The following is a 20,810-nucleotide window of genomic DNA, read 5'->3' on the forward strand; positions in this document are numbered from 1 at the left end:
TATCGCATCAGAACCACGCCTCAAACATCCCGCCGACGTTCAGCGAATCCAGCTGCTGGTCCTGGGTGCCGTTTACCTTCGCGGTGTGCTCGTTATCCACTTGGCCGCCGGTCACGTAGAAGCGCAGCATCGGACGGAACTCCGGCCCCATGCCGATGGCGATGTTCTGCGACAGCGTCAGCTTCCAGCCGTGGTTATCCCCGCCCTGGTCGTAATCCACGCGCTGGTAGCCCGCTTCCAGCCAGGTGGAGTGCACATCGTTCCAGAAATACATCGGCCGGACGATGGCGCCGTAGTTTTTACGGTTGTCGGTATTATCCTTGCCGTTGTCGTAGTCGTGGAAGGCCAGCAGATATTCCACCTGCGCCTGCTGGGTGAACTTATGGCTGCCCTCGAAGCTGGCGTAGACCGTGGTCAGGTCGTCGGTCTTGTTGTAGACGCTGTTATCCGAGTTGTCGGAGTAGCGCAGGATCACCTTGTTCACCCCGCTGTCGTTGGTGTGGCTCAGCACCAGGCCGCCCTGCCAGGCTTCGAGACGCGCGTCGCTGTCCACCGCCTTTGAGTCAAAGCCGTAGTTGGCGTACACCTCGACGTCGATCGGCCCGGCCTTGATGTTGTGGGTTTTGGTGGTCAGCGCGTAGTGGCCGTTGTCGCCGGTGTCGGAGCTGCCGGTACAGGTGATGCGCGACGGGTTGGTCTCGTCGGCCATCACTTCCGGACTACAGGATTTCACCTGCGACACCGCCGCCACGTCGAACTGCACGCCGCCGATATCAAAGTTCTTCACCCCGGCGCCCTGGCCGTCGTGGTTCATCCAGAAGTAGTCGTTGATCCCCTGTTGCGGACGCTGGTGGAAGTCGCGGCCGGCCCACAGATAGGCGTTGGGGTTGGATTCCAGCACGTTGGTAACGCCGACGTAGGCCTTCTTCAGGTTAACTTCGTCGCTCCAGTGGTCGAACATCACGTTGAGATCCCAGATAGCCCCCTGCGCGCTTTTGAAGGCCTTGCTGATCTGGAATTCGCCGCCGTTGCTTTCGTTGCCCAGACGGCCGATCGCCGAGGCGCCGTTATAGGAGCCGTCGACGCCGACATATTTCTGGTCGCCGGTCTGGAAGTGGGCGCCATAGCGGGCGTAGCCGCTGAACTTGAGGCCGAACGGAATGGCCATATCCGGCGAGGCGGCGGTGGTTTCCGGGTTAGTAATCACGTCGACCTTTTTGTTGGCCGCGGCGTCGATTTTTGCCTGGCGGTCGGCCAGCGCTTTATCAACGGCTTTGGCGACGATGGCGTCGATCTGTTCCTGCGTAAATTCTTGCGCCATGACAGAAATTGGGCACAGCGCGGCGACCACCGCCATGGCTAAAGGCAGTTTTTTTACAGTATTCATGGTTATCTCGCTTTAATAATTAATATATTTCAGATAATAACCATCCCATTCTGGCTAGAATAAATAGCCAAAATAAGCTGATTTGTTTTTTAGGGTACAGCGACGCCGGAGAATAATATTCTCGCTAACGTTATTCCATATTAATTAACGCTGGTACAGATGGATTAATTCTTCTGAGAACTCGCGGGCCAGCAGCGAATTCATCAAATGATCCTGGGCATGTACCATAATCAGCGTCATGGGCTGACGCGCTTCACCGGCATCCTGCCCGATGAGCTGGGTCTGCATCTGATGCGCCCGGCGGGCGTAGCCGTCGGCCTCGTTTAAGAGTAAACGCGCTTCGTCGATATTTCCGGTTCGGGCCGCATGCAGCGCTTCAAAACATAATGAGCGTGACTGTCCCGCATTAACGATAATTTCCATTACCGCATCTTCTAATTCAATCATGTGTATTCCTGAGGTATTTATTATTTAATAATGCAGTGAAAGCCCATTTTCTGCATTATTACGCTGTCATCTTATTATCTCTCCGGAAGGAGAGGGATTAGCTAACGGTTTCTGCTACCGGAACGCTATTTTTGGCTTTCTCAACTTCGGTTTTCATTAAGGAACGTTCATAAGCGCGCAGGAACGGCAGATAAATGACCGCCGACATCACCATGCAGATGAGACACATCACCACCGGGCTCAGGGTCCAGTTAGCCGCCCACGACGCGCCAATTGGGGCCGGCGTAGTCCACGGCGTCAGCGACACCACCTGGCTCAGCCAGCCAAGACGCGTCGCGCCGTAAGCCAGCACCGCGTTGACCATCGGTACGCAGACGAAGGGGATAAACATCATCGGGTTCATGATGATCGGCGCCCCGAACAGAATCGGCTCGTTGATATTAAAGAAGCTCGGCACGATGCCCATCTTGCCGATGGTGCGCAGATGGGTGGCCCGGCTACGCAGCAGCAGGAAGGCCAGCGGCAGGGTAGAACCGACGCCGCCAATCAGCAGATAGTGATCCCAGAAGCCTTGCAGGTAGACGTGCGGCAGTACCGTGCCAGCCGCCAGCGCCGCCTGGTTTGCCGACAGGTTGGCCATCCAGAACGGGTTCATAATGCCGGTAACAATCAGCGAGCCGTGGATACCGGCGAACCAGAAAATCTGGCACATCAGAACAGAGAGCAAAATCGCCGGCAGCGAGTCGGAGGCGGAAACCAGCGGCTCCAGCAGATGCATGATCGCCTGCGGCAGGATCATCCCGGTCTGCGCTTCGATAAACAGATTCAGCGGATGCAGAGTCGCAATAACCACCAGCACCGGGATCAGGATTTCAAACGAACGGGCGACGCCGGTGGGGACCTCTTTCGGCAGACGAATCGTAATGTTGTTTTGCTTCAGCCACGCGTAAACGCGGGTGGAGTAGATGGCGGTGATCAGCGCGGTGAAAATGCCCTGACCGGACAGATACTGAGTGGAAATTTTGCCATCGGCATAGGGTGCGGCGACCAGCAGGAAAGCCATAAACGCCAGCAGACCGGACATCACCGGATCGAGCTGAAACTGACGACCGAGGCTGGCGCCAATGCCGACCGAGATAAAGAAGGTCATCACGCCCATGCTGAGGTTAAACGGCAGCATCAGCTGTTCGCGGTAGTGCTGGGAGAAATCAAGCCAGCCGCGGGCAAAGCCGTTGGTGGTATCGGGTGAAAACGGCGGAAAGATAAATACCAGCATGAAAGAGCCGATGATCATAAACGGCAAGGCGGCAGTGAAGCCATCGCGGATAGCGATAACGTATTTCTGCTGCCCAAGGCGTCCTGCCAGCGGAGTAATAGATTGCTCGATCACGGCAATCATGGACTGATACAGAGAACTCATTTCAACACCTCTCAGTGCGCCGCTGGGATCAGCGACAGAGCATAATTCAGGACGTTGTCTCCCCGCTGCATACCGTAGTCCATCGTATCGATGGGCTGAACGGGAATGTTCAGGGAAGCCGCTTTGTCAGACAGGGTTTTCAACATGTATTTCACCTGGGGGCCAAGCAACACCACCTGATACTGCGGAAACTGCATGTCAAATTCGGAAACGCCATAGGCGTCAATCTGCACCGGCAGGTCACGTTCATTCGCCGCCTCAACCATCTTTCTGACCAGCAGACTGGTGGACATCCCGACAGAGCAGCACAGCATAATCTTGTACATCGACGACCATCCTCAAAATGTAAAAAGTTATTGCGTGGGTGATTTGATATCAGACGGAAACCGGTTTCCATTTATAAAAAGCAGAACTGTGATAGTGGTCAAGATCTCCTGCTTATAGGGCGGATTTATTGGATTTCGCTCACATTATTCTGTCGATTTGGCGATGTTTTGCGCTGAAATGGAAAATCGGTTTCCAAACAAATGGCGAAATGGATATACTGCGCTGGTCATAATTGAAGCGATTCAGGTTTACAGGATTTTGGCGGGACGCGGCGCCCGCGCAGGGGAAAATGATGTCGACAATCAATGATGTTTCACGACTTGCCGGGGTTTCCAAAGCCACGGTGTCGCGAGTGTTGAGCGGCTCACGTGGCGTGAAGGAAGCCAGTCGTCAGGCGGTGCTGCAGGCGGCGGAAGCGCTCAATTACCGGCCAAACATGATAGCCCAGTCGTTGCTCAGCCAGTCCACCGGCTGCATCGGCGTCATCTGCGCCCAGGACAACATCAACCAAACCACCAGCTATCTCTACGCCCTGGAAAAACAGCTCAGCCAGCACCAGAAACACCTGCTGCTGCGCTTCGCCAACACCAGCCACGGCGTGATGAACTCTCTGGAGGAGTTGACCTGCGGGCTGTGCGATAACGTGCTAATCATCGGCGCGCGTTTTCCTCTGAATATTAACCGCCCGGACGTGGTGCTGGTGGACTGCCTCGATAGCGAAGGCGACAACAGTATTCAGTTCGATCATGCTTTCGCCGCCGAAACCGCCTGTCACTATCTGATTAGCCAGGGGAGACGGCAGATTGCGCTGATTCATCCGCAGAGCAGCGGCTTTGCCGACCAGGTGCTGCTGGGCTACAAGCACGCGCTGGAAAAAAACTTTTTGCCGTTTAATCGCAACCTGGTGTTTCTGGATAATACCTCGCCGTCGGTGGCGGTGCAGGAGCTGGTCAATAACGCCACGACGCTGAACTTTAACGCGCTGCTGGTGAGCGATGAACAGCAGGCGCAGCGCGTGGTGCCGCAGCTGCAGGCGTTTAACCGCGCCGTTCCGCAAAATGTCATGGTGTTTAGCCTCGCCGGATCGTTACAGCTGCCCGGTATCCCGACTATCCCGGCGATTGAATATTCCATGGACGCGATGGCATCGCGGATCGTCAACTGGCTGACCGAGAAAACGGACAACCCGGGCGGCAGCCCGCTGCGCGGCGATTTAATTATTCCGAAGCACTAAACGCTGCTCTTGCCCTGACCCGCCGCCGTTGGCTGCGGGTTTTTTGCTGGCTGGTTTTTGTCGTATCCCTCACATTATAAATAAAACTCATATCTGACGCCGGATTTTCGAACCGGACAGCCTGCGTGACCTGCCTTAAGTTGAGTACGAAAGTTCCACTCAAAAAACACTAACCAGAACATTCGTACCGCCTGCTTGAGGAAGTCACCCTATGAATCACACGAACGTTGTCGATGTGAAAGCGTGGATAGATACCCGCCCGGTCTCGCGCTTTCAATGGAACGTGCTGCTGCTCTGTTTCATCATCATTATGCTGGATGGGTATGACGCCGCGGTGATGGGCTTTGTCGCCCCGGCGCTCATCGAAGACTGGGGCATCAGCCGGGCCGAAATGGGGCCGATTCTTGGGGCGGCCATGTTCGGCGTCGCCATTGGCGCCCTGGTAGCGGGTCCGCTTTCTGACCGCTACGGCCGAAAGCGAATTTTACTCTGGTCGGTGGCGCTGTTTGCGCTGTTCAGCCTGGCCGGCGCCGTGGCGCAAAGCCCGACGCAGTTGGCGCTGATGCGTTTTCTCACCGGCCTTGGCCTTGGCGCCGTAATGCCCAACTGCGTCACGCTGGTGGCGGAATATATGCCGGAGCGGCGTAAAGGGGTGATGATCACCCTGATGTACAGCGGTTTTAACGTGGGTTCCGGCCTCGGCGGCTTTATCGCCGCCGGTTTGTTATCGCATTACAGCTGGCACTCGGCGCTGGTTTTTGGCGGCGTGCTGCCGCTCGTGGTGCTCCCCTTTATGATCGTGATGTTGCCAGAGTCGGCGATGAACATGGTGGCGCGCCGACTACCGGGCGAGCAGATCGCCAGGGCGCTTAACCGGCTTGGGGGCCAGTTTACGGCTGAAACCGTTTTCCAGCTGAATGCGCCGCCCATCACGCGGAGCAGCAAAGTGGCGCAGCTGTTCCGGCATGGCTATGCCCGCGGCACGATAGCGCTGTGGTTAACCTATTTTATGGGGCTGTTCGTGATTTACCTGCTGAACGGCTGGCTGCCAACCATTCTCCGCTCCGGCGGCCTGTCGCTGCAGCAGGCGGCGATGATGACCGGCTTGTTCCAGCTCGGCGGCCCGCTGGGCGGGATCCTTGTCGGTATGCTGATGGATCGCGCTTCGGCGAAAGCCGTGATTGCGGCAACCTATTTCCTCGGCTGTCTGTGCCTGTTGTCCCAGGGGGTGATGGATTTCGGTTCGGCGGCGCTGTCGGTGCTGATTTTTATCAGCGGGATGTGCATTAACGGCGCGCAGAACGGTCTGCAGGCCTATTCGCCCGCCTATTATCAAACCGAGATCCGCGCTACCGGCGTCAGCTGGATGCATGGTATCGGCCGTACCGGGGCTATCCTCAGCTCCACGCTGGGCGGGATGCTGATGCTGGCCGTGCCGGGACACTCGTCGATCTTTTTGGTGCTTGCGCTGCCGGCCTGCCTGGCGGGGATCTGTATTTTGTTGCACCGTATGAATCACGCTAAGCCTCGACTCACAGAGGCAGAACTTGACGCTTTGTCATCCCCCCTCGAACACCGATAAGTGGAGTTATCTGATGGCTAACATTCTCGGCGGTATCGCCGTCTCTCATACCCCGACTATCGGCTTCGCGGTCGATCATCATAAACAGCAGGATCCGGCGTGGGCGCCGATCTTCCAGAGCTTCGAACCGCTGCAGCGCTGGCTGGAGGAGAAAAAACCGGATGCGCTGGTATACATCTTTAATGACCATGTGACCGCCTTTTTCTTCGATCACTATTCGACTTTTACGCTGGGAATCGATAGTCAATATGACGTTGCCGATGAGGGAGGCGGACCGCGCTGCCTGCCGCCGGTCCAGGGCAACGCGGCGCTCTCAAGGCACATTGGCGCCAGCCTGATGGCCGACGAGTTTGATATGTCGTTCTTTATGGATAAAAAGCTCGACCACGGCCTTTTCTCGCCGCTTTCGGCGCTGTTGCCCTGGGATGAAGCGCAGGGGTGGCCGACGGCGGTGATCCCGTTACAGATCGGCGTGCTGCAATTTCCGGTACCAAGCGCGCGCCGTTGTTACAAACTCGGCCAGGCGCTGCGCCGGGCGATTGAAAGCTTCCCGGAAGATATCAATGTGGCGATTGTCGCGACCGGCGGGCTCTCGCATCAGGTTCATGGCGAGCGCTGCGGATTTAATAATCCCGACTGGGATGCCCAGTTTGTTGATATGCTGGTTAATGACCCGGAAAAGCTTACCGAAATGACCCTTGGCGAATATGCCGAGCTGGGGGGGATGGAGGGGTCCGAAGTAATCATGTGGCTGGTGATGCGCGGCGCGCTATCAGCCAATGTCACCGAAACCTGGCGCGACTATTACCTGCCCTCGATGACCGGTATCGCCACGCTGATCCTTGAGAACAATGCGCGCCTGCCCCCCGTCGATACCCTGACGCGCCATCGCCAGCATATGGCGCAGCAGCTGGCCGGGGTGGAGAAACTGCCGGGAACCTATCCTTTTACCCACGAGCGCAGCCTGAATGGCTTGCGGCTTAACCGTTTCCTGCATCGGCTGATTGAGCCTGCCTGGCGTGAACGTTTTCTGCAGTCGCCTCAGTCGCTTTATGCCGAAGCCGGACTGAGTGAGGAGGAACAGCAGTTGCTCAACGCGCGCGACTGGCGGGGATTAATTCAATATGGCGCCAGCTTCTTCCTGCTGGAGAAAATGGGCGCGGTGGTCGGCGTATCCAACCTGCATATTTACGCCGCGATGCGCGGGCAGACGCTGGAGGCGTTTCAGCAAACGCGCAACCAGCAGGTAACCTATTCGGTGGCGGGTAAACGTTAAACGGCCCCGTCCTGAACCTGCTGATAAATAAAACGCAACAGCGCCTGCGTCGCCGGGGAGGGCAGGCTGCCGGCGCGAAACGTCAGCCCGATACGCCGGGTGGTATCGGGCAGGGGAACCGGCAACACGCTGAGCAGCCCATTGTCAGTTTCAAAACGCATCTGGCTGGCGGAGACCGCCGCCAGCATGTCGGAGCCCTGCAGCAATCCTCGCACCATCGCCGCATCCCCGGTCTCCACCGTCGGCTGGGGCAGCGGCAGCCCCAGGGTGACAAACGCCTTATCCAGCAAATTGCGCGCCGGCGCGTTGGCGCGCGGCAGCACCCATTGCGCTGTCGCCAGCTGGCTGCGCGGGTCCGGATGGCGCAGCAGCGGGTGGTTATTACGCAGTAAAATCAACATATCCTCTTCGAATAACGCTTCGCTACAGAGGTCCGGAAGATCTTCATCCTGGCGCAGGGCGCCGATAATAAAATCGATATTACCTGCCCGCATATCGGCGACCAGCGACTCATACGGGCTTTCATTGGTCATGAGGGTGATGCCCGGGTGCTGGGCCAGAAAGGCGGCGATGGCGGAGGGCAGTAGCCGGGTCCGGCTCAGCGGCAGGGCGCCAATGCGCACGGTGCCCTCCAGCACCCCGCGACGGGCAGCGAGATCGCTCCAGATGTTTTCCAGCTCGTTGAGCGCTCTGCTCACCGGGGGATAGAGTAGCTCCGCGGCAGGCGTGGGACGCACCCCCTCTGGCGTCCGGCGAAATAGCGCCGAATCCGCTCCTTTTTCCAGGACCTTAAGCGCGGCACTGACCGCCGGCTGAGTGATCCCCAACTGTTGCGCGACGGTTTGGGTATGGTTGACGTGATAGAGCTGAATAAAAATGGCTAAGCGGCGGGTATTGAACAGCCAGCCGGCGTCCGCCAGCGGGCCGCTGCTGCGGGTATGGTGCTTCTGCAGCAGCGCCGGAATGGCCTGCAGGTCGTCAATCGCCCGCCGGGCGCGCGGCAGGATGCACTTACCATACTCGGTGGGCACCATGCCGCTGTAATGGCGTTCGAACAGCGTGACGTTCAACGCGGCTTCAAGATCGCGAATAGCCCGGGTTATCGCTGACTGCGTGCGGAATAAGTCATCGGCCGCGCGTGAGACGCTACCGCGCAGCGCGACCTGACAGAAAAAGCGCAGCTGCATGATATTTATAATTTTATCGTGCTTTCTCTTTAGCATTGTTCGTCAGGCCTGAAAAAGTGAGTGAGACGACAACATAAATAAAAATCATAGCCTTCGCAAGTTAACGAATTACCTCCCCACGACGGGACATGACAAGCTGAAAAAAACAACAGAGGAAGCCATCATGTCTCATCCGGTTAGCGAAAAAAGTGCCCTTGTCGTCAGCGCCCACTCGGCCGATTTCGTCTGGCGCGCGGGCGGTGCGATAGCGCTGCATGCCCTGCAGGGCTATCAGGTCCATGTGGTCTGTTTATCCTTTGGCGAGCGCGGCGAGTCCGCCAAACTGTGGCGTAAAGGCAACATGACCGAGGAGGCGGTGAAGCAGGTGCGTCGCGAAGAGGCGCAGGCCGCCGCCGCGATCCTGGGCGCCAGCGTCGAATTCTTTGATATCGGTGACTATCCGCTGCGCGCCGATAAAGAGACGCTATTTCGTCTGGCGGATGTGTATCGCCGTATCCAGCCCCACTTTGTCCTGACGCACTCCCTGCACGATCCCTATAACTACGATCATCCGCTGGCCTCCCATCTGGCGCAGGAAGCACGGATTATCGCCCAGGCAGAGGGCTATCGCCCCGGTGAGAAAATTGTCGCTGCTCCCCCGGTTTACTGTTTCGAACCGCACCAGCCGGAGCAGTGCAACTGGAAACCCGATGTGTTACTGGACATCACCGCCGTCTGGGAGAAAAAGTATCAGGCCATTCAGTGCATGCAGGGTCAGGAGCATCTGTGGGAATACTACACCCGCGTGGCGCTGCAGCGCGGGGTGCAGGCCAAGCGCAATATCGGCATCACGGCCGCGCGCGATATCGTTCACGGCGAAGCCTTCCAGAGCATCTTCCCCCGCGTAACGGAGAACCTGGCATGAACCTGATAAATAAAAAAGGCCTTGTGATCCGCCATCTGCCGCGTCATGACGAGGCGGTTTTGCGCCGCTGTGAGGCGGCCGGGGTGGCGACGCTCCATGAAGCCTGGGATCGTCAGGGGCTGATGGGGCCGGCAATCCGTCCGATTCAGCAGGGCGTCAGCCGGGCGGGCAACGCGGTAACCGTGCTGGTGACGCCTGGCGACAACTGGATGTTTCATGTGGCGGTCGAGCAGTGCCGCGCCGGCGATATTCTGGTGGTGGCCCCGACCTCGCCGTGCGGCGATGGCTTCTTCGGCGATCTACTGGCGACGTCTCTCCAATCGCGCGGCGTGGTCGGGCTGGTGGGCGATATCGGCATTCGTGATTCGCAAACGTTGCGGGAAATGGGATTCGCCGTCTGGTCCCGTCAGGTTTATGCCCAGGGGACGGTGAAAGAGAGCCTCGGTTCGGTTAACGTCCCGGTGATATGCGCAGGTCAGCTTGTACAGCCGGGCGATGTCGTAGTGGCCGACGACGATGGCGTCGTGGTGCTGCCTCACGCCCGGGTCCGTGATGTGCTCCATAAAGCGGAAGCCCGCATGAGCAATGAGCTTGCGAAGCGTGAGCGGATGCGCAATGGCGAGCTGGGGCTGGATATTTACGCTATGCGTCCGCGTCTGGCGGAAAAGGGCCTGCGGTATTACGACCGCGCAGACGAGGTGGAGGAATAAATGGCGCAACGCGGAATCCCCTGTCTATGGATGCGTGGCGGCACCTCTAAAGCGGCCTGTTTTCTGGCCGACGATCTGCCTGCCGATCCGGTGCGACGTGATGCGGTGCTGCTGGCGGTGATGGGCTCGCCTGATCCCCGGCAAATTGACGGGATCGGCGGCGCCGATCCGCTGACCAGCAAAGTGGCGATTATCCGCCGCTCCGCACGGCCTGACGCCGATGTGGACTATCTGTTTGCCCAGGTGAACGTGGCGGCGGCTACCGTGGATTATGGCCAAAACTGCGGCAATATTCTCGCCGCCGTTGGCCCTTTCGCCATCGAGCGCGGTCTGGTTCGCTACGATGCGCCGCTCACTCGGGTGCGTATTTTTATGGAGAACACGGGGCAACTGGCGGTGGCAGAGATCCCCTGCGATGCCGACGGGGTCGACTACGTCGGCGAGAGTCGTATCGATGGCGTGCCGGGCAGCGCCAGCCCGATCCTGCTCCATTTTCTTGATGTCGCCGGCTCCAGCTGCGGGGCCCTGCTGCCGACCGGCCGGGTTCGTGATCGTTTTGACGGCGTCGAGGTGACCTGCATCGATAACGGTATGCCGGTGATCCTGCTGCGCGCGTGCGACCTCGGTTGCACCGGCTATGAGACGCGCGAACAGCTGGATAATGACGACGCGCTTAAACGTCGCCTGGAGTCGATTCGCCTGCAGGCCGGGCCGCTGATGCAGCTTGGCGACGTCAGCCAGCGCACGGTGCCCAAGATGACCCTGATCGCCGAGCCGCGACACGGCGGCGCCATCAGCAGCCGCACCTTTATCCCCCACCGCTGCCACGCGTCGATCGGCGTATTTGGCGCGGTGAGCGTGGCCAGCGCTTGTCTGCTCCCCGGCTCTGTCGCGCAGGGCCTGGCGCAGGTAGCGCCAGGCGATACGCCGCTGCTCAGCGTCGAGCATCCGACAGGCGAATTTAGCGTGACGCTTCAGCTTGATGCTGACGGCGCCCTGGCTGGCTGCGGCCTGTTACGCACAGCGCGACTGCTGTTTGCTGGCGAGGTTTTTATTCCGGCCCGCGTCTGGCCGCGTGAGGAGTGATGATGACAATCGCGTTTATTGGTTTTGGCGAGGCGGGTGGCATTCTGGCGGCGGATCTGGCCCGTGAGCATGCGGTGACCATGTGGGATTGCAAGCTCAATGGCCCGGAGCGAGAGGCAATGCTCAGGAAAGCCCGTGATTCGCGCGTTCAGGTGGGAAATTCGCTGGCGCAGGCGCTGGAGGGGGCCACGCTGGTTTTTTCTACTGTGACCGCCGGTGAGGCGCTAAAGGTGGCGCAGCAGGCGGCCGCGCTGCTGCAGCCGGGACAATATTTCCTCGATCTCAACTCCGTGGCGCCGGAGACGAAACGGCAGGCGGCTGAACATTTTCTGCCGGGCGCCTACATCGATGTCGCGGTGATGGCGCCGGTACCGCCGGCCCGATTGCAGACACCGTTATTGATCGGCGGGCCGCAGGCGGAGGCGATCGCGCCGCGTCTGCAGGGGCTGGGGCTGAATGCCCGCTATGGCGCCAGTACGGTGGGCCAGGTGTCGGCGATAAAAATGTGCCGTAGCGTGATGATCAAAGGTCTTGAAGCGCTTACCACAGAATGCCTGTTCGCGGCTCGTGAATACGGCGTTGAGGAGGAGGTGCTTAGCTCCTTGCATCATAGTTTCCCCTCTCTGGGCTGGACAGGCGCGTTCCCCGACTATCTGATCAGCCGGGTGGCGGAACATGGCATTCGGCGCAGCGAAGAGATGGAAGAGGTGGTGAAAACCCTGCGTGACGTGGGGAGCGCCGGGATAATGAGCGAGGCGATCGCGAAAAGCCAGCGCCAGCTGCCGGAGCAGATGGCCGCCCGTAGCCTGAGCTACAGGCAGCTTACGCCGTTTGACTGGAAAACGCTGGTCGCGAGGCTGAAATAACCGCTATTTGGCCGGACAGACGATTTTGTCGATTGCGGCTTGGTAGCTTTTCTGGTTATTGCGCTCCTTCGCCAGCGTTGCTTCGCGGACCGCGTTCTTGTTACCGTCGGTCGCCAGCACTTTATTGGCAAAATCGTTGTCGCTGAGGTGGCTTGCTGGCGCGCATTTTTCCTTCACCGCTTTGAGCACCTGCTGTTTTTGCTGCTCGAACTGCAGGCTTTGCAGCGGTGATTCGGCCCACGCCGACGTGGCGCTCAGGGCGGTGACCAGGCATACCATCCAACATGCTTTCATCAGGCTTCTCCTTCCGTAATCGCTTCCGTCAACTATATGCGCAGGCGGGAAAACACGCAAATAGTGGTCAGTTTAACTTATTGAAAATGCGCTTTTTATCGCCTGCTCAGGCGGCTCTCACCCGCCGCCGCGAGTCGATGGCGATCAGCACCACCGACGCGAGGATCAGCAGAGTGCCCAGCCAGTCCGGCAGCGTGAAGGTGATCCCCAGCAGCAGGAGCGACAGCAGGGCGCTGCTCAGCGGTTCGGCGCAGCTTAGGATCCCGGCCTTTGCGCCGCCAATCTTCTGCGCGCCGTTGAGATAGAGGCTGAAGGTCAGCGAAGTACCGATCACCACCAGGTAGAAAAAAGCTAACAGCAGGCTGCCGTTAACCACAAAATCGGTGCCCTGGCCGCCGTAAAACGGCAATAGCATCGCGCCGCCGAACAGCATGCTCCAGCCGACGATGGGCAGCGTCCCGTAGCGGGCAATCAGCGTTGAAGGATAGGTGGTATAAAAGGCGGCGGCAAACGCCGAGGCGATCCCCCAGAACAGCGCCGCCGGCGAAATCGACAGCGTCGTTGGGTTGCCGTGGGTCACCAGCAGAAAGGTGCCCGCCAGCGAGGTGCAGATAGCCCCCAGCACCAGCGGAGTGGGACGCGCTTTGCGGGCGAGGGCGAACCAGGCGACGATGATCGTCGGCGACAGAAACTGCAGCACCGTGGCCGTGGCGGCATTGGACTTTTCAATGGTCATCAGAAAGGTGAACTGCACGGTTAGCGCGCCAAACAGCGAGAAAAACAGCAGGCTGAGGGCGTCGCGGCGGTTTTGCAGCACGCGGAAAATGCGGTCGCCGTGAACAAAGCCGAGCATCAGCAGGATCAGCCCGGCGAACAGCAGACGCGTCATGGTCAGAAACGGCGACGACATCTGGCTTTCCTGCATAATAAATTGCGCACACACCCCGGAACTGCCCCACAGCACGGCGGCAATCAGTACGTTCAGCATCCCTTTTTTGCTGGAGCCCATCTTTTCCTCAAGCGAAATATGACAAAGGGGAATCATAGCATGCGCGCGCCCGGGCGGCGGGGCAGGAAATGGTAGTCGGGCGCGGCGGCGTAACTATTTTGCAGGCCCGGTAAGGCGAAGCCGCCGCCGGGCATTAACCGATAGTCGCGTTCTAGCTTAAATCGACATTTTTACTGCCGAACAGCCAGGTGAGGACAAAACCGCACAGGTAGGAGACCGCCAGCCCGCCGGCGTAGACCGCCATCCCGGCGTAAATTCCGCTGCCGGAGGTCATCAGCGGCAGCGCCACCAGACCGGACGGACCGAACACCGTGTTCAGGCCGACCGGCAGCCCCAGCCAGGCGATCAGTCCGACGAAGAACCCGCCGCAGGCGCCGCCGAGGCAGGCGGTGACAAACGGCTTCATCCGCGGCAGGGTGACGCCGTAGATCAGCGGCTCGCCAATCCCGAGGAAGCCCGGAATAATCGCCCCTTTAATCTGGGTTCGCAGCAGCGAATCGCGCTTCGCCCGCCAGAACAGCGCCAGCGCCGCCCCCACCTGCCCGGCCCCGGCCATCGCCAGGATCGGGAACAGCGAGTTAAAGCCCTGGGCGTCCACCAGCGCAAAATAGACCGGGACAAACCCCTGATGGACGCCGAACATCACCGCCAGCAGGAACAGGCCGGCCAGCACCGCCGAGCCAAACGGGTTGCCGTTAAGATGCAGGAACAGCCACGACATGCCGGTAAACAACCAGCCGCCAATCGGCATGATCACCGTAAAGGTCACCGCGCCCATGATCAGCAGCGTCACCGCCGAAGTGAGGATCATATCGAGGTTGGCCGGCATCACCCGCCGCACCTGGCGTTCAACCCACGCGCCAAGGATAGCGGCGATCAGTACGCCGATGATATTGCCGCGCGGATCGATGCCATGGCCGAAGAAGGTGGAAATGCCGGCGTAGAAGCCGCTGGTTGCCTCCGGGTTGTAGCCCAGCACGAACAGCGAGGCGATAATCGCGCCGTTCACGCCGGAGCCGCCGAACGCCTTCTGCGCGTTATAGCCAATCAGGATACTCAGAAAGGTGAACATCCCTTTGCTGAAGACCTTCATATAGCCAATCAGCGCCACCAGGCTGGCGTTCGGATGGGCGTTCTCCAGTACGAAAACCTGTTCCGCCAGGGTGGCGAAGCCCAGCAGCAGCCCAACGGCGATAAAGCCGGGGATCAGCGGCGTAAAGATGGTGGCGAATTTGGCGAGAAACTTCTGCACCGCGCTGGTCTGCTTGCCCTTCAGCGCCTGCTTTTTCTCCGCCGCGACGTCGGCCAGCGTCGGCGCGGCGGCGGGCGCTGCCTCCAGCAGGCCGTTCATCATTTCGGCGGCGGTTTGCGCCTTGCCGGGGCCGAGCACCACCTGGAACTGCTCGTCGCTGACGATCACCCCCATCACGCCGTCAATCTGGCGGATGGCGGCGCTGTCGGCCAGACTTTCATCGCGCAGGGTCAAGCGCAGGCGCGTCATGCAGTTGCCCGCCTGCGCGACGTTTGCGGCGCCGCCCACGTGGGCGAGGATCCGCGCTATCATCTCTTTCGTTATTTTTGCCATTGCCCGTTACCTGTCTGTCGGCGCTCAGGTGTTGCTGAGCGCCTTGCGGATATAGCCGTTGTTTTTCGCCAGCAGCGACTGCGCCTCTGCGGCGCTTAAGTCCGCCAGCACCATCACGATCGCCGTTTTACAGTGGCGGCCGCAGGCCTCCAGCGCCTTCTGGGCGGTGGCGCGATCGCAGTCGGTAGCCTCCATCACGATAGAGACCTGGCGCTCAATCAGCTTGGCGTTGGTCGCTTCGACGTCGACCATCAGGTTGCTGTACACCTTGCCGACGCGGATCATCGCCCCGGTGGAGATCATGTTCAGCACCAGCTTCTGCGCGGTGCCGGCTTTCAGGCGGGTAGAGCCAGTGACCACTTCCGGGCCGACCACCGGGGTGATCGCCACGTCCGCCAGCTGGGCCATTTCGCCATGCGGGTTACAGCTGACGATGGCGACAAAGGCATTCTGACTATGGGCGTATTCCATGGCGCCAATGACGTACGGCGTGCGTCCGCTGGCCGCCAGCCCCACCAGCACATCGCGGTTGCTGAAGTTCAGGTTCTGCAGATCCATCGCCCCCTGCGCTTTGTTGTCTTCCACGTTTTCCACGGCGCTGAGAATCGCTTTATGTCCGCCGGCGATGATCCCCACCACCTGCTCCGGGCGGGTGCCGAAGGTCGGTGGGCATTCGCTGGCATCGAGGATCCCCAGACGCCCTGAGGTACCCGCGCCAATGTAAATCAAGCGGCCACCGGCCTGCAGCGCTGCCGCGACCTTATCCACCACCTCGGCAATCTGCGGCAGATAGGGCGTTATCGCCTGGGCTACCTGCTGGTCTTCCTGGTTTATCACCGTCAGCATCTCGAGGGTGGAGAGGGTGTCAATGTTGGCGCTGTTGGCGTTACGTCGCTCGGTCAGCAGTTTGCTCAGGTCGATACTCATAGAAACCTCGTTATTCTCAGTGGCGCGCAGTATAAGGAATTATTTATTCCTTGCCTGTGAAGAGTATCACGATTAGTACGTGGAGAATAATAGGAGAATGGTAGGTATGGCGGGAAATAGTGCGGTAATAAATCTGGAATATTTTATTACCGCAGCAGGAGATTAGCGTGCGTCGCGCGGTTTGCTGAGGCCCAGCAGCAGCGCCAGCAGGTAGCAGATGGCCATCGCGAGGCTCATTTTCAGCATTGTTTCGCCGCCGAGACCCGCCAGCGGCGCGGCGATGCCGCCGAAGACAAACATCAGGGTGCCCATCAGCGCGGACGCGGTCCCGGACTGCGCGGCGTCGACCGCGCTCATCGCCTCCGCGCCGGCGACGGTGCTGATGCCGCTCATCAGCGACACGGTAAAGAACAGGCCGACCAGCGCCAGCACCGGCAGATGCAGCCAGGCAAACAGCAGCATGATCGCCGCACAGCTCACCGCCAGCGTCAGGCCGCCGCGCAGCAGGCTTTCGGCGCTAAAGCGGCGCGCCAGACGGGAAAAGATCATCGCGGCGATGATCAGCCCGATACCGTTCAGACCGAACAGCAGACTGAACTGCATGGCGCTCATGCCGTATTCGCTCTGCATCACGAAGGAAGAAGAGCCGATGTAGGAGAACAGCCCGGCCATCATAAAGGCCTGGATCAGGCAGAAGCGCAGAAAGCGGCGATTTTTCAGCACCGGCTGGCCGGGCCGTTGGCGGCTGGCATGCGCCGCTGTGGCCGGGCGCGTTTCCCGCAGGATCGCCAGGCTCATCACCAGCAGCACGCCGCCAATGGCGGCCATCGTCCAGAAGAGAATTCGCCAGTCGAAGGCGGTGATAACGTAGCCGCCCAGCACCGGGGACAGCACCGGCGCAATGCCGTTCACGGTCATCAGCAGGGCGAAAAACTGGGTCAGCAGGGTGCCCTGGTATTTATCGCGGGCGATGGATCGCGACAGCACCGAGCCGCCGGCGCCGGCAAAGCCTTGTAAAAAGCGCCAGACAATCAGCATGTTGATATCGCGGGTCAGGGCGCACATCGCCGAAGAGAAGATAAACAGCAGCAGAGACAGCGCCAGCGGTTTCAGGCGGCCAATGCGGTCGCTCAGCGGGCCGAAAAACAGCTGACCCAGGCCGAGACCAATCAGCGCGGCGGTCAACGACAGCTGGGTCTGGGTGCTGGTGGCCTGCAGCTGCTGAGTGATCTCCGGCAGCGCCGGCAGATAAAAATCCGTGCACAGCGGGCCGATACCCGACAGCAGGCCGAGGATCAGCGCCCAGGAGAGGGAAACACGTGCCATAACGATTCCTTGTAGAGGCCGGGCTCGGTCGCCCGGCGGGTAAGTTTAACTGGCGCCGCCGCCCAGCGACTGCCAGAGGGTGATCCGGTTATTGAGGTCGGTCTGCTGCAGGGACAGCAGCGTCGTTTTCGCCGACCACAGCGTGCGCTGAGCGGTGAGCACCGACAGATAATCGCCGACCCCGGCCTGATAGCTCTTCATGGCGATATCCAGCGATGTCTGCTCGGCGGCGACATACTGCCGCTGAGCATCAAGCTCTTCGCTCAGCGTTTCCCGGCGCGCCAGCGCATCGGCAACGTCCTTAAACGCGCTCTGAATCGATTTCTCGTAGGTGGCGATCAGCCCCTTTTTCTCCGCTTCCGCATAGCGCAGCTGCGACAGGTTGCTGCCGCCGGTGAACAGCGGCAGGCTGATGGAGGGGGCGAACGACCACACCTGCATCCCGTGGCTGAACAGCGACGACAGCGAGTCGCTGCCGACCCCGGCGCTGGCGGTCAGGGAAATCGACGGGAAGAAGTTCGCCCGCGCCGCGCCGATATCGGCATTGGCGCTCTTCAAATTGTGCTCCGCTTCCTGAATGTCCGGCCGACGCAGCAGCACCGACGACGACACGCCCGCCGGCACCAGCGCGATGCTGTTATCCCCGAGACTCTCGAGAGTGCCGGGCAGCAGGCTCTCCGGCACGGTTTCCCCCGCCAGCAGGTTAATGGCGTTTTTATCCTGCGCCACCAGCGTGCGATAGCTGGTGACGCTGGCGCGCGCCTGCTGATAGACGCTTTCCGCCGAGCTTACATCGCCGGCTGAGGCGGTGCCAACCGCCATCTGGCGGGCGACGATGTTGCGCGAGTTTGCCGCGCTGTCCATGGTCTGCTGCGCCAGCGCCAGATTGCTGTTATCCGTCGCCAGCGTCACCCAGGCGGTGGTCAAATCGGCAATCATCGTCAGCCGGGTATTCTGCGCGGTGAATTCGCTGGCAAGCCAGGTTTCGCGCGCCGCGCGCGACAGGCTCTGGTTCTTGCCGAACAAGTCCAGTTCGAAGCTGGAGACCGCGCCGTCGGCCTGCGAAGCGGAACTCAGGCCGCTGGCCACCGTTTTGCTGCGGGTGTGGCTCAGTTCGGCATCAACGGTGGGAAACAGCGATGCCCGCGTTTCGCCATACTGGGCGCGCGCGGCCTCGATATCGGCCAGCGCCTTTTGCACATCGCGGTTGCTGTTAAGCGCGATGCTGACCACTTTTTTCAGCCGCGCGTCATTGACCACTTTCTGCCAGTCGCCGACCACCGCCGTCGATTCGCCGTGCGCCCCGGGCAGGGTGGCCGGCACCGGCGCGGCCGGGCGATCATAATGCGGGTCAAGCGAGACGCAGCCCGCGGTCAGGAGCGCGATAAACATAAAACTTAAACGAAACATACCTTACTCCTGAGAAGGACGTTGGCGGGTGAAGAGACGTTTCACCAGCACGAAGAACAGCGGTACGAAGAACACCGCCAGCAGGGTGGCCGTCAGGGTGCCGCCGATAATCCCGGTGCCGATCGCCACGCGGCTGTTGGCTCCGGCGCCGGTGGCGATGGCCAGCGGCAGCACCCCGGCGATAAACGCCAGCGAGGTCATGACAATCGGGCGCAGACGAGTCTGCGCGGCGCGGATCGCCGCCCGGGAGAGCGAATACCCCTCATCCACGGCGGATTCAGCGAACTCCACGATCAGGATGGCGTTTTTCGACGACAGGCCGATGGTGGTCAGCAGCGCCACCTGGAAGTAGACGTCGTTGCTTAAGCCGCGCAGCGTCGCCGCCAGCGCCGCGCCAAGCAGGCCGAGCGGGATGACCATGATCACCGAGAACGGCACCGACCAGCTCTCATACAGCGCCGCCAGGCACAGGAACACCACCAGAATCGAGATGGCGTACAGGCTCATCGCCTGGCCGCTGGCCAGCTTTTCCTGCAGCGAAATGCCGCTCCACGCCCAGGTGGAGCCCGCCGGCAGGCTGTCGGCCAGCTTTTCCATCTTGTCCATCGCCGCGCCGGAGCTGAAGCCGGCGGCGTTTTCGCCCTGGATCTCAAAGGCGGCGGAGCCGTTGTAGCGCACCAGGCTTTCCGGGCCGTATTGCCAGTGGGTGGTGGCGAAGGCGGAGAACGGCGTCATGCTGTTATCGCTGCCGCGAACGAACCATTTGCCGAGGTCCGACGGCACCGCGCGCGCGTCGCTTTCGCCCTGGATATAGACCTTCTTCACCCGGCCGCGATCGATAAAGTCATTCACGTAGGTACCGCCCCAGGCGCTGGAGAGCGTATCGGTCACGTCGCTCAGCGACAGCCCCAGCGAGACGGCTTTGTTGTTATCGATATCCACCTGCAGCTGCGGCATCTGCGGCAGGTCGTTAGCGCGCACCGACTGCAGTTCGCTGCTCTGGTTGGCCGCCGCCAGCAGCTGGCTGCGCAGCTTCATCAGGCTGTCACGGTCGGTACCGCCGCTGGCCATCAGTTCGAAGGTGAAGCCGTTGCTCTGCCCGAGACCGTCTACCGACGGCGGGGTCATGGCGAAGAGGGTGGCGTCGCGGATCGTCCCCAGCTCTTTGGTGGCGCGCAGGGCGATGGCCTGGGCGGTGTTGTCGTCCCCTTTGCGCTGCGACCAGTTTTTCAGCGACACGAAGGCCATCCCGGCGTTCTGCCCGCTGCCGCTAAAGCTGAAGCCGTCGACGGTGAAAATGACATCGGTATTGGCTTTCTCTTTGGTGAGGAACCAGTCGGTCACCTGGCGGCGCACCTCGGCGGTACGCACCGCCGTCGCCCCGGCGGGCAGGGTGTACTGGACCATGATCTCCCCCTGGTCCTCCACCGGCAGGAAGCTGCCCGGCAGCTTCCACATCGCCAGCGCCATCGCCCCGCAAATCAGCGCGTAAGCGCCCATCATCACTGCGCCCCGGCGCAGGCCGCCGAGCACCCGGCGCTGGTAGCCTGCCTCCGTGCGCCCCCACAGGCGGTTAAAGGCGCCGAAGAACCCTTTGGTGTGCGGTTTGGAGTGGCTGAGCAGCGCGCCGCACAGCGCCGGGGTGAGGGTCAGCGCTACCACCACCGACAGCATCATCGCCGAGATAATGGTTACCGAGAACTGGCGATAGATGACCCCGGTCGAACCGCCGAAGAAGGCCATCGGCAGGAACACCGCCGACAGCACCAGGGCAATCGCCACCAGCGCGCCGGAGATTTCGCCCATCGATTTTTCGGTGGCTTCGCGAGGGCA

General features: G+C 60.4%; 18 protein-coding genes and 1 pseudogene. 7 read left to right on the forward strand and 12 right to left on the reverse strand.

Features of this window, described 5'->3' with window-relative positions; translation table 11 throughout:
• Window positions 1-7: 7 nt before the first annotated feature.
• The 4 genes from KB892_RS25870 to KB892_RS25885 all read right to left on the reverse strand — a co-directional run bounded on the left by KB892_RS25870 (window position 8) and on the right by KB892_RS25885 (window position 3,580).
• Window positions 8-1,387, reverse strand: coding sequence for a carbohydrate porin (locus KB892_RS25870; RefSeq protein WP_004151517.1), 1,380 nt, complete (start codon window positions 1,385-1,387; stop codon window positions 8-10).
• 144 nt (window positions 1,388-1,531) lie between these two features.
• Window positions 1,532-1,834 carry a PTS lactose/cellobiose transporter subunit IIA gene (locus KB892_RS25875; protein ID WP_002923158.1) on the reverse strand — a complete coding sequence of 101 codons (303 nt, stop codon included), beginning with the start codon at window positions 1,832-1,834 and terminating at the stop codon, window positions 1,532-1,534.
• A gap of 97 nt (window positions 1,835-1,931) precedes the next feature.
• The gene (locus tag KB892_RS25880) at window positions 1,932-3,254 is read right to left on the reverse strand and encodes a PTS cellobiose transporter subunit IIC (protein WP_002923156.1); all 1,323 of its coding nucleotides are present in this window, start codon (window positions 3,252-3,254) and stop codon (window positions 1,932-1,934) included.
• 11 nt (window positions 3,255-3,265) lie between these two features.
• Window positions 3,266-3,580: a PTS sugar transporter subunit IIB gene (locus KB892_RS25885; RefSeq protein ID WP_002923155.1), complete on the reverse strand. Its 315-nt coding sequence runs from the start codon at window positions 3,578-3,580 to the stop codon at window positions 3,266-3,268.
• A gap of 293 nt (window positions 3,581-3,873) precedes the next feature.
• On the opposite strand from KB892_RS25885, the gene KB892_RS25890 reads away from it, so the two are divergent.
• The 3 genes from KB892_RS25890 (at window position 3,874) to KB892_RS25900 (ending at window position 7,673) form a co-directional block, all read left to right on the forward strand.
• Window positions 3,874-4,815 carry a LacI family DNA-binding transcriptional regulator gene (locus tag KB892_RS25890; RefSeq protein WP_002923154.1) on the forward strand — a complete coding sequence of 314 codons (942 nt, stop codon included), beginning with the start codon at window positions 3,874-3,876 and terminating at the stop codon, window positions 4,813-4,815.
• A gap of 211 nt (window positions 4,816-5,026) precedes the next feature.
• On the forward strand, window positions 5,027-6,397 hold the full coding sequence (locus tag KB892_RS25895; RefSeq protein WP_002923153.1) for an MFS transporter: 1,371 nt from the start codon (window positions 5,027-5,029) through the stop codon (window positions 6,395-6,397).
• Between the two features lie 13 nt (window positions 6,398-6,410).
• On the forward strand, window positions 6,411-7,673 hold the full coding sequence (locus KB892_RS25900) for a gallate dioxygenase (RefSeq protein WP_002923152.1): 1,263 nt from the start codon (window positions 6,411-6,413) through the stop codon (window positions 7,671-7,673).
• Here KB892_RS25900 and KB892_RS25905 read toward each other — a convergent pair.
• Window positions 7,670-8,896, reverse strand: coding sequence for a LysR family transcriptional regulator (locus tag KB892_RS25905; RefSeq protein ID WP_002923147.1), 1,227 nt, complete (start codon window positions 8,894-8,896; stop codon window positions 7,670-7,672). The two genes, KB892_RS25900 and KB892_RS25905, sit on opposite strands and share 4 nt — an antisense overlap.
• A gap of 127 nt (window positions 8,897-9,023) precedes the next feature.
• On the opposite strand from KB892_RS25905, the gene galB reads away from it, so the two are divergent.
• From galB to KB892_RS25925, 4 genes are read left to right on the forward strand one after another with little or no spacing between them, the layout of a single operon-like run.
• The gene (gene galB / locus KB892_RS25910; RefSeq protein ID WP_002923146.1) at window positions 9,024-9,764 is read left to right on the forward strand and encodes a 4-oxalmesaconate hydratase; all 741 of its coding nucleotides are present in this window, start codon (window positions 9,024-9,026) and stop codon (window positions 9,762-9,764) included.
• Entirely contained in the window at window positions 9,761-10,474 is a 714-nt protein-coding gene (locus KB892_RS25915; protein WP_002923144.1) for a 4-carboxy-4-hydroxy-2-oxoadipate aldolase/oxaloacetate decarboxylase, read from the forward strand. Before galB ends, KB892_RS25915 begins: the two co-directional genes overlap by 4 nt.
• Window positions 10,475-11,560: a 4-oxalomesaconate tautomerase gene (locus KB892_RS25920; RefSeq protein ID WP_002923142.1), complete on the forward strand. Its 1,086-nt coding sequence runs from the start codon at window positions 10,475-10,477 to the stop codon at window positions 11,558-11,560. It begins immediately after the preceding gene.
• A gap of 2 nt (window positions 11,561-11,562) precedes the next feature.
• The gene (locus KB892_RS25925) at window positions 11,563-12,426 is read left to right on the forward strand and encodes an NAD(P)-dependent oxidoreductase (RefSeq protein ID WP_004199125.1); all 864 of its coding nucleotides are present in this window, start codon (window positions 11,563-11,565) and stop codon (window positions 12,424-12,426) included.
• Window positions 12,427-12,429: 3 nt separating this feature from the next.
• Here KB892_RS25925 and KB892_RS25930 read toward each other — a convergent pair whose 3' ends face one another.
• The 7 genes and pseudogenes from KB892_RS25930 to eefB all read right to left on the reverse strand — a co-directional run.
• A complete protein-coding gene (locus KB892_RS25930) occupies window positions 12,430-12,720 on the reverse strand; it encodes a YicS family protein (protein WP_002923120.1) in 291 nt (96 codons plus the stop codon).
• Window positions 12,721-12,826: 106 nt separating this feature from the next.
• Entirely contained in the window at window positions 12,827-13,729 is a 903-nt protein-coding gene (locus KB892_RS25935) for a DMT family transporter (RefSeq protein ID WP_002923118.1), read from the reverse strand.
• Between the two features lie 151 nt (window positions 13,730-13,880).
• Complete coding sequence (gene murP, locus KB892_RS25940) at window positions 13,881-15,314, reverse strand: PTS N-acetylmuramic acid transporter subunit IIBC (protein ID WP_002923111.1); 1,434 nt, start codon at window positions 15,312-15,314, stop codon at window positions 13,881-13,883.
• Window positions 15,315-15,338: 24 nt separating this feature from the next.
• On the reverse strand, window positions 15,339-16,241 hold the full coding sequence (gene murQ, locus KB892_RS25945) for an N-acetylmuramic acid 6-phosphate etherase (RefSeq protein WP_002923109.1): 903 nt from the start codon (window positions 16,239-16,241) through the stop codon (window positions 15,339-15,341).
• A 162-nt stretch (window positions 16,242-16,403) separates the two neighbouring features.
• On the reverse strand, window positions 16,404-17,567 hold the full coding sequence (locus KB892_RS25950; protein ID WP_002923107.1) for a multidrug effflux MFS transporter: 1,164 nt from the start codon (window positions 17,565-17,567) through the stop codon (window positions 16,404-16,406).
• 45 nt (window positions 17,568-17,612) lie between these two features.
• Window positions 17,613-18,977, reverse strand: a complete 1,365-nt coding sequence (gene eefC / locus KB892_RS25955; RefSeq protein ID WP_004151515.1) for a multidrug efflux RND transporter outer membrane subunit EefC — start codon at window positions 18,975-18,977, stop codon at window positions 17,613-17,615.
• Between the two features lie 3 nt (window positions 18,978-18,980).
• A pseudogene (gene eefB, locus KB892_RS25960) lies at window positions 18,981-20,804 on the reverse strand (multidrug efflux RND transporter permease subunit EefB); the annotation flags it as partial.
• Window positions 20,805-20,810 lie beyond the last annotated feature (6 nt).

Source organism: Klebsiella sp. P1927 (assembly GCF_018204675.1).
Classification (GTDB): Bacteria; Pseudomonadota; Gammaproteobacteria; order Enterobacterales; family Enterobacteriaceae; genus Klebsiella; species Klebsiella pneumoniae.

Bases quoted from the DNA above. Each gene is read 5' to 3' on its own strand.
- KB892_RS25870 (WP_004151517.1), bottom strand. From the start codon at position 1,387: ATGAATACTGTAAAAAAACTGCCTTTAGCCATGGCGGTGGTCGCCGCG.
- KB892_RS25875 (WP_002923158.1), bottom strand. From the start codon at position 1,834: ATGATTGAATTAGAAGATGCGGTAATGGAAATTATCGTTAATGCGGGA.
- KB892_RS25880 (WP_002923156.1), bottom strand. From the start codon at position 3,254: ATGAGTTCTCTGTATCAGTCCATGATTGCCGTGATCGAGCAATCTATT.
- KB892_RS25885 (WP_002923155.1), bottom strand. From the start codon at position 3,580: ATGTACAAGATTATGCTGTGCTGCTCTGTCGGGATGTCCACCAGTCTG.
- KB892_RS25890 (WP_002923154.1), top strand. From the start codon at position 3,874: ATGTCGACAATCAATGATGTTTCACGACTTGCCGGGGTTTCCAAAGCC.
- KB892_RS25895 (WP_002923153.1), top strand. From the start codon at position 5,027: ATGAATCACACGAACGTTGTCGATGTGAAAGCGTGGATAGATACCCGC.
- KB892_RS25900 (WP_002923152.1), top strand. From the start codon at position 6,411: ATGGCTAACATTCTCGGCGGTATCGCCGTCTCTCATACCCCGACTATC.
- KB892_RS25905 (WP_002923147.1), bottom strand. From the start codon at position 8,896: ATGCTAAAGAGAAAGCACGATAAAATTATAAATATCATGCAGCTGCGC.
- galB (WP_002923146.1), top strand. From the start codon at position 9,024: ATGTCTCATCCGGTTAGCGAAAAAAGTGCCCTTGTCGTCAGCGCCCAC.
- KB892_RS25915 (WP_002923144.1), top strand. From the start codon at position 9,761: ATGAACCTGATAAATAAAAAAGGCCTTGTGATCCGCCATCTGCCGCGT.
- KB892_RS25920 (WP_002923142.1), top strand. From the start codon at position 10,475: ATGGCGCAACGCGGAATCCCCTGTCTATGGATGCGTGGCGGCACCTCT.
- KB892_RS25925 (WP_004199125.1), top strand. From the start codon at position 11,563: ATGACAATCGCGTTTATTGGTTTTGGCGAGGCGGGTGGCATTCTGGCG.
- KB892_RS25930 (WP_002923120.1), bottom strand. From the start codon at position 12,720: ATGAAAGCATGTTGGATGGTATGCCTGGTCACCGCCCTGAGCGCCACG.
- KB892_RS25935 (WP_002923118.1), bottom strand. From the start codon at position 13,729: ATGGGCTCCAGCAAAAAAGGGATGCTGAACGTACTGATTGCCGCCGTG.
- murP (WP_002923111.1), bottom strand. From the start codon at position 15,314: ATGGCAAAAATAACGAAAGAGATGATAGCGCGGATCCTCGCCCACGTG.
- murQ (WP_002923109.1), bottom strand. From the start codon at position 16,241: ATGAGTATCGACCTGAGCAAACTGCTGACCGAGCGACGTAACGCCAAC.
- KB892_RS25950 (WP_002923107.1), bottom strand. From the start codon at position 17,567: ATGGCACGTGTTTCCCTCTCCTGGGCGCTGATCCTCGGCCTGCTGTCG.
- eefC (WP_004151515.1), bottom strand. From the start codon at position 18,977: ATGTTTCGTTTAAGTTTTATGTTTATCGCGCTCCTGACCGCGGGCTGC.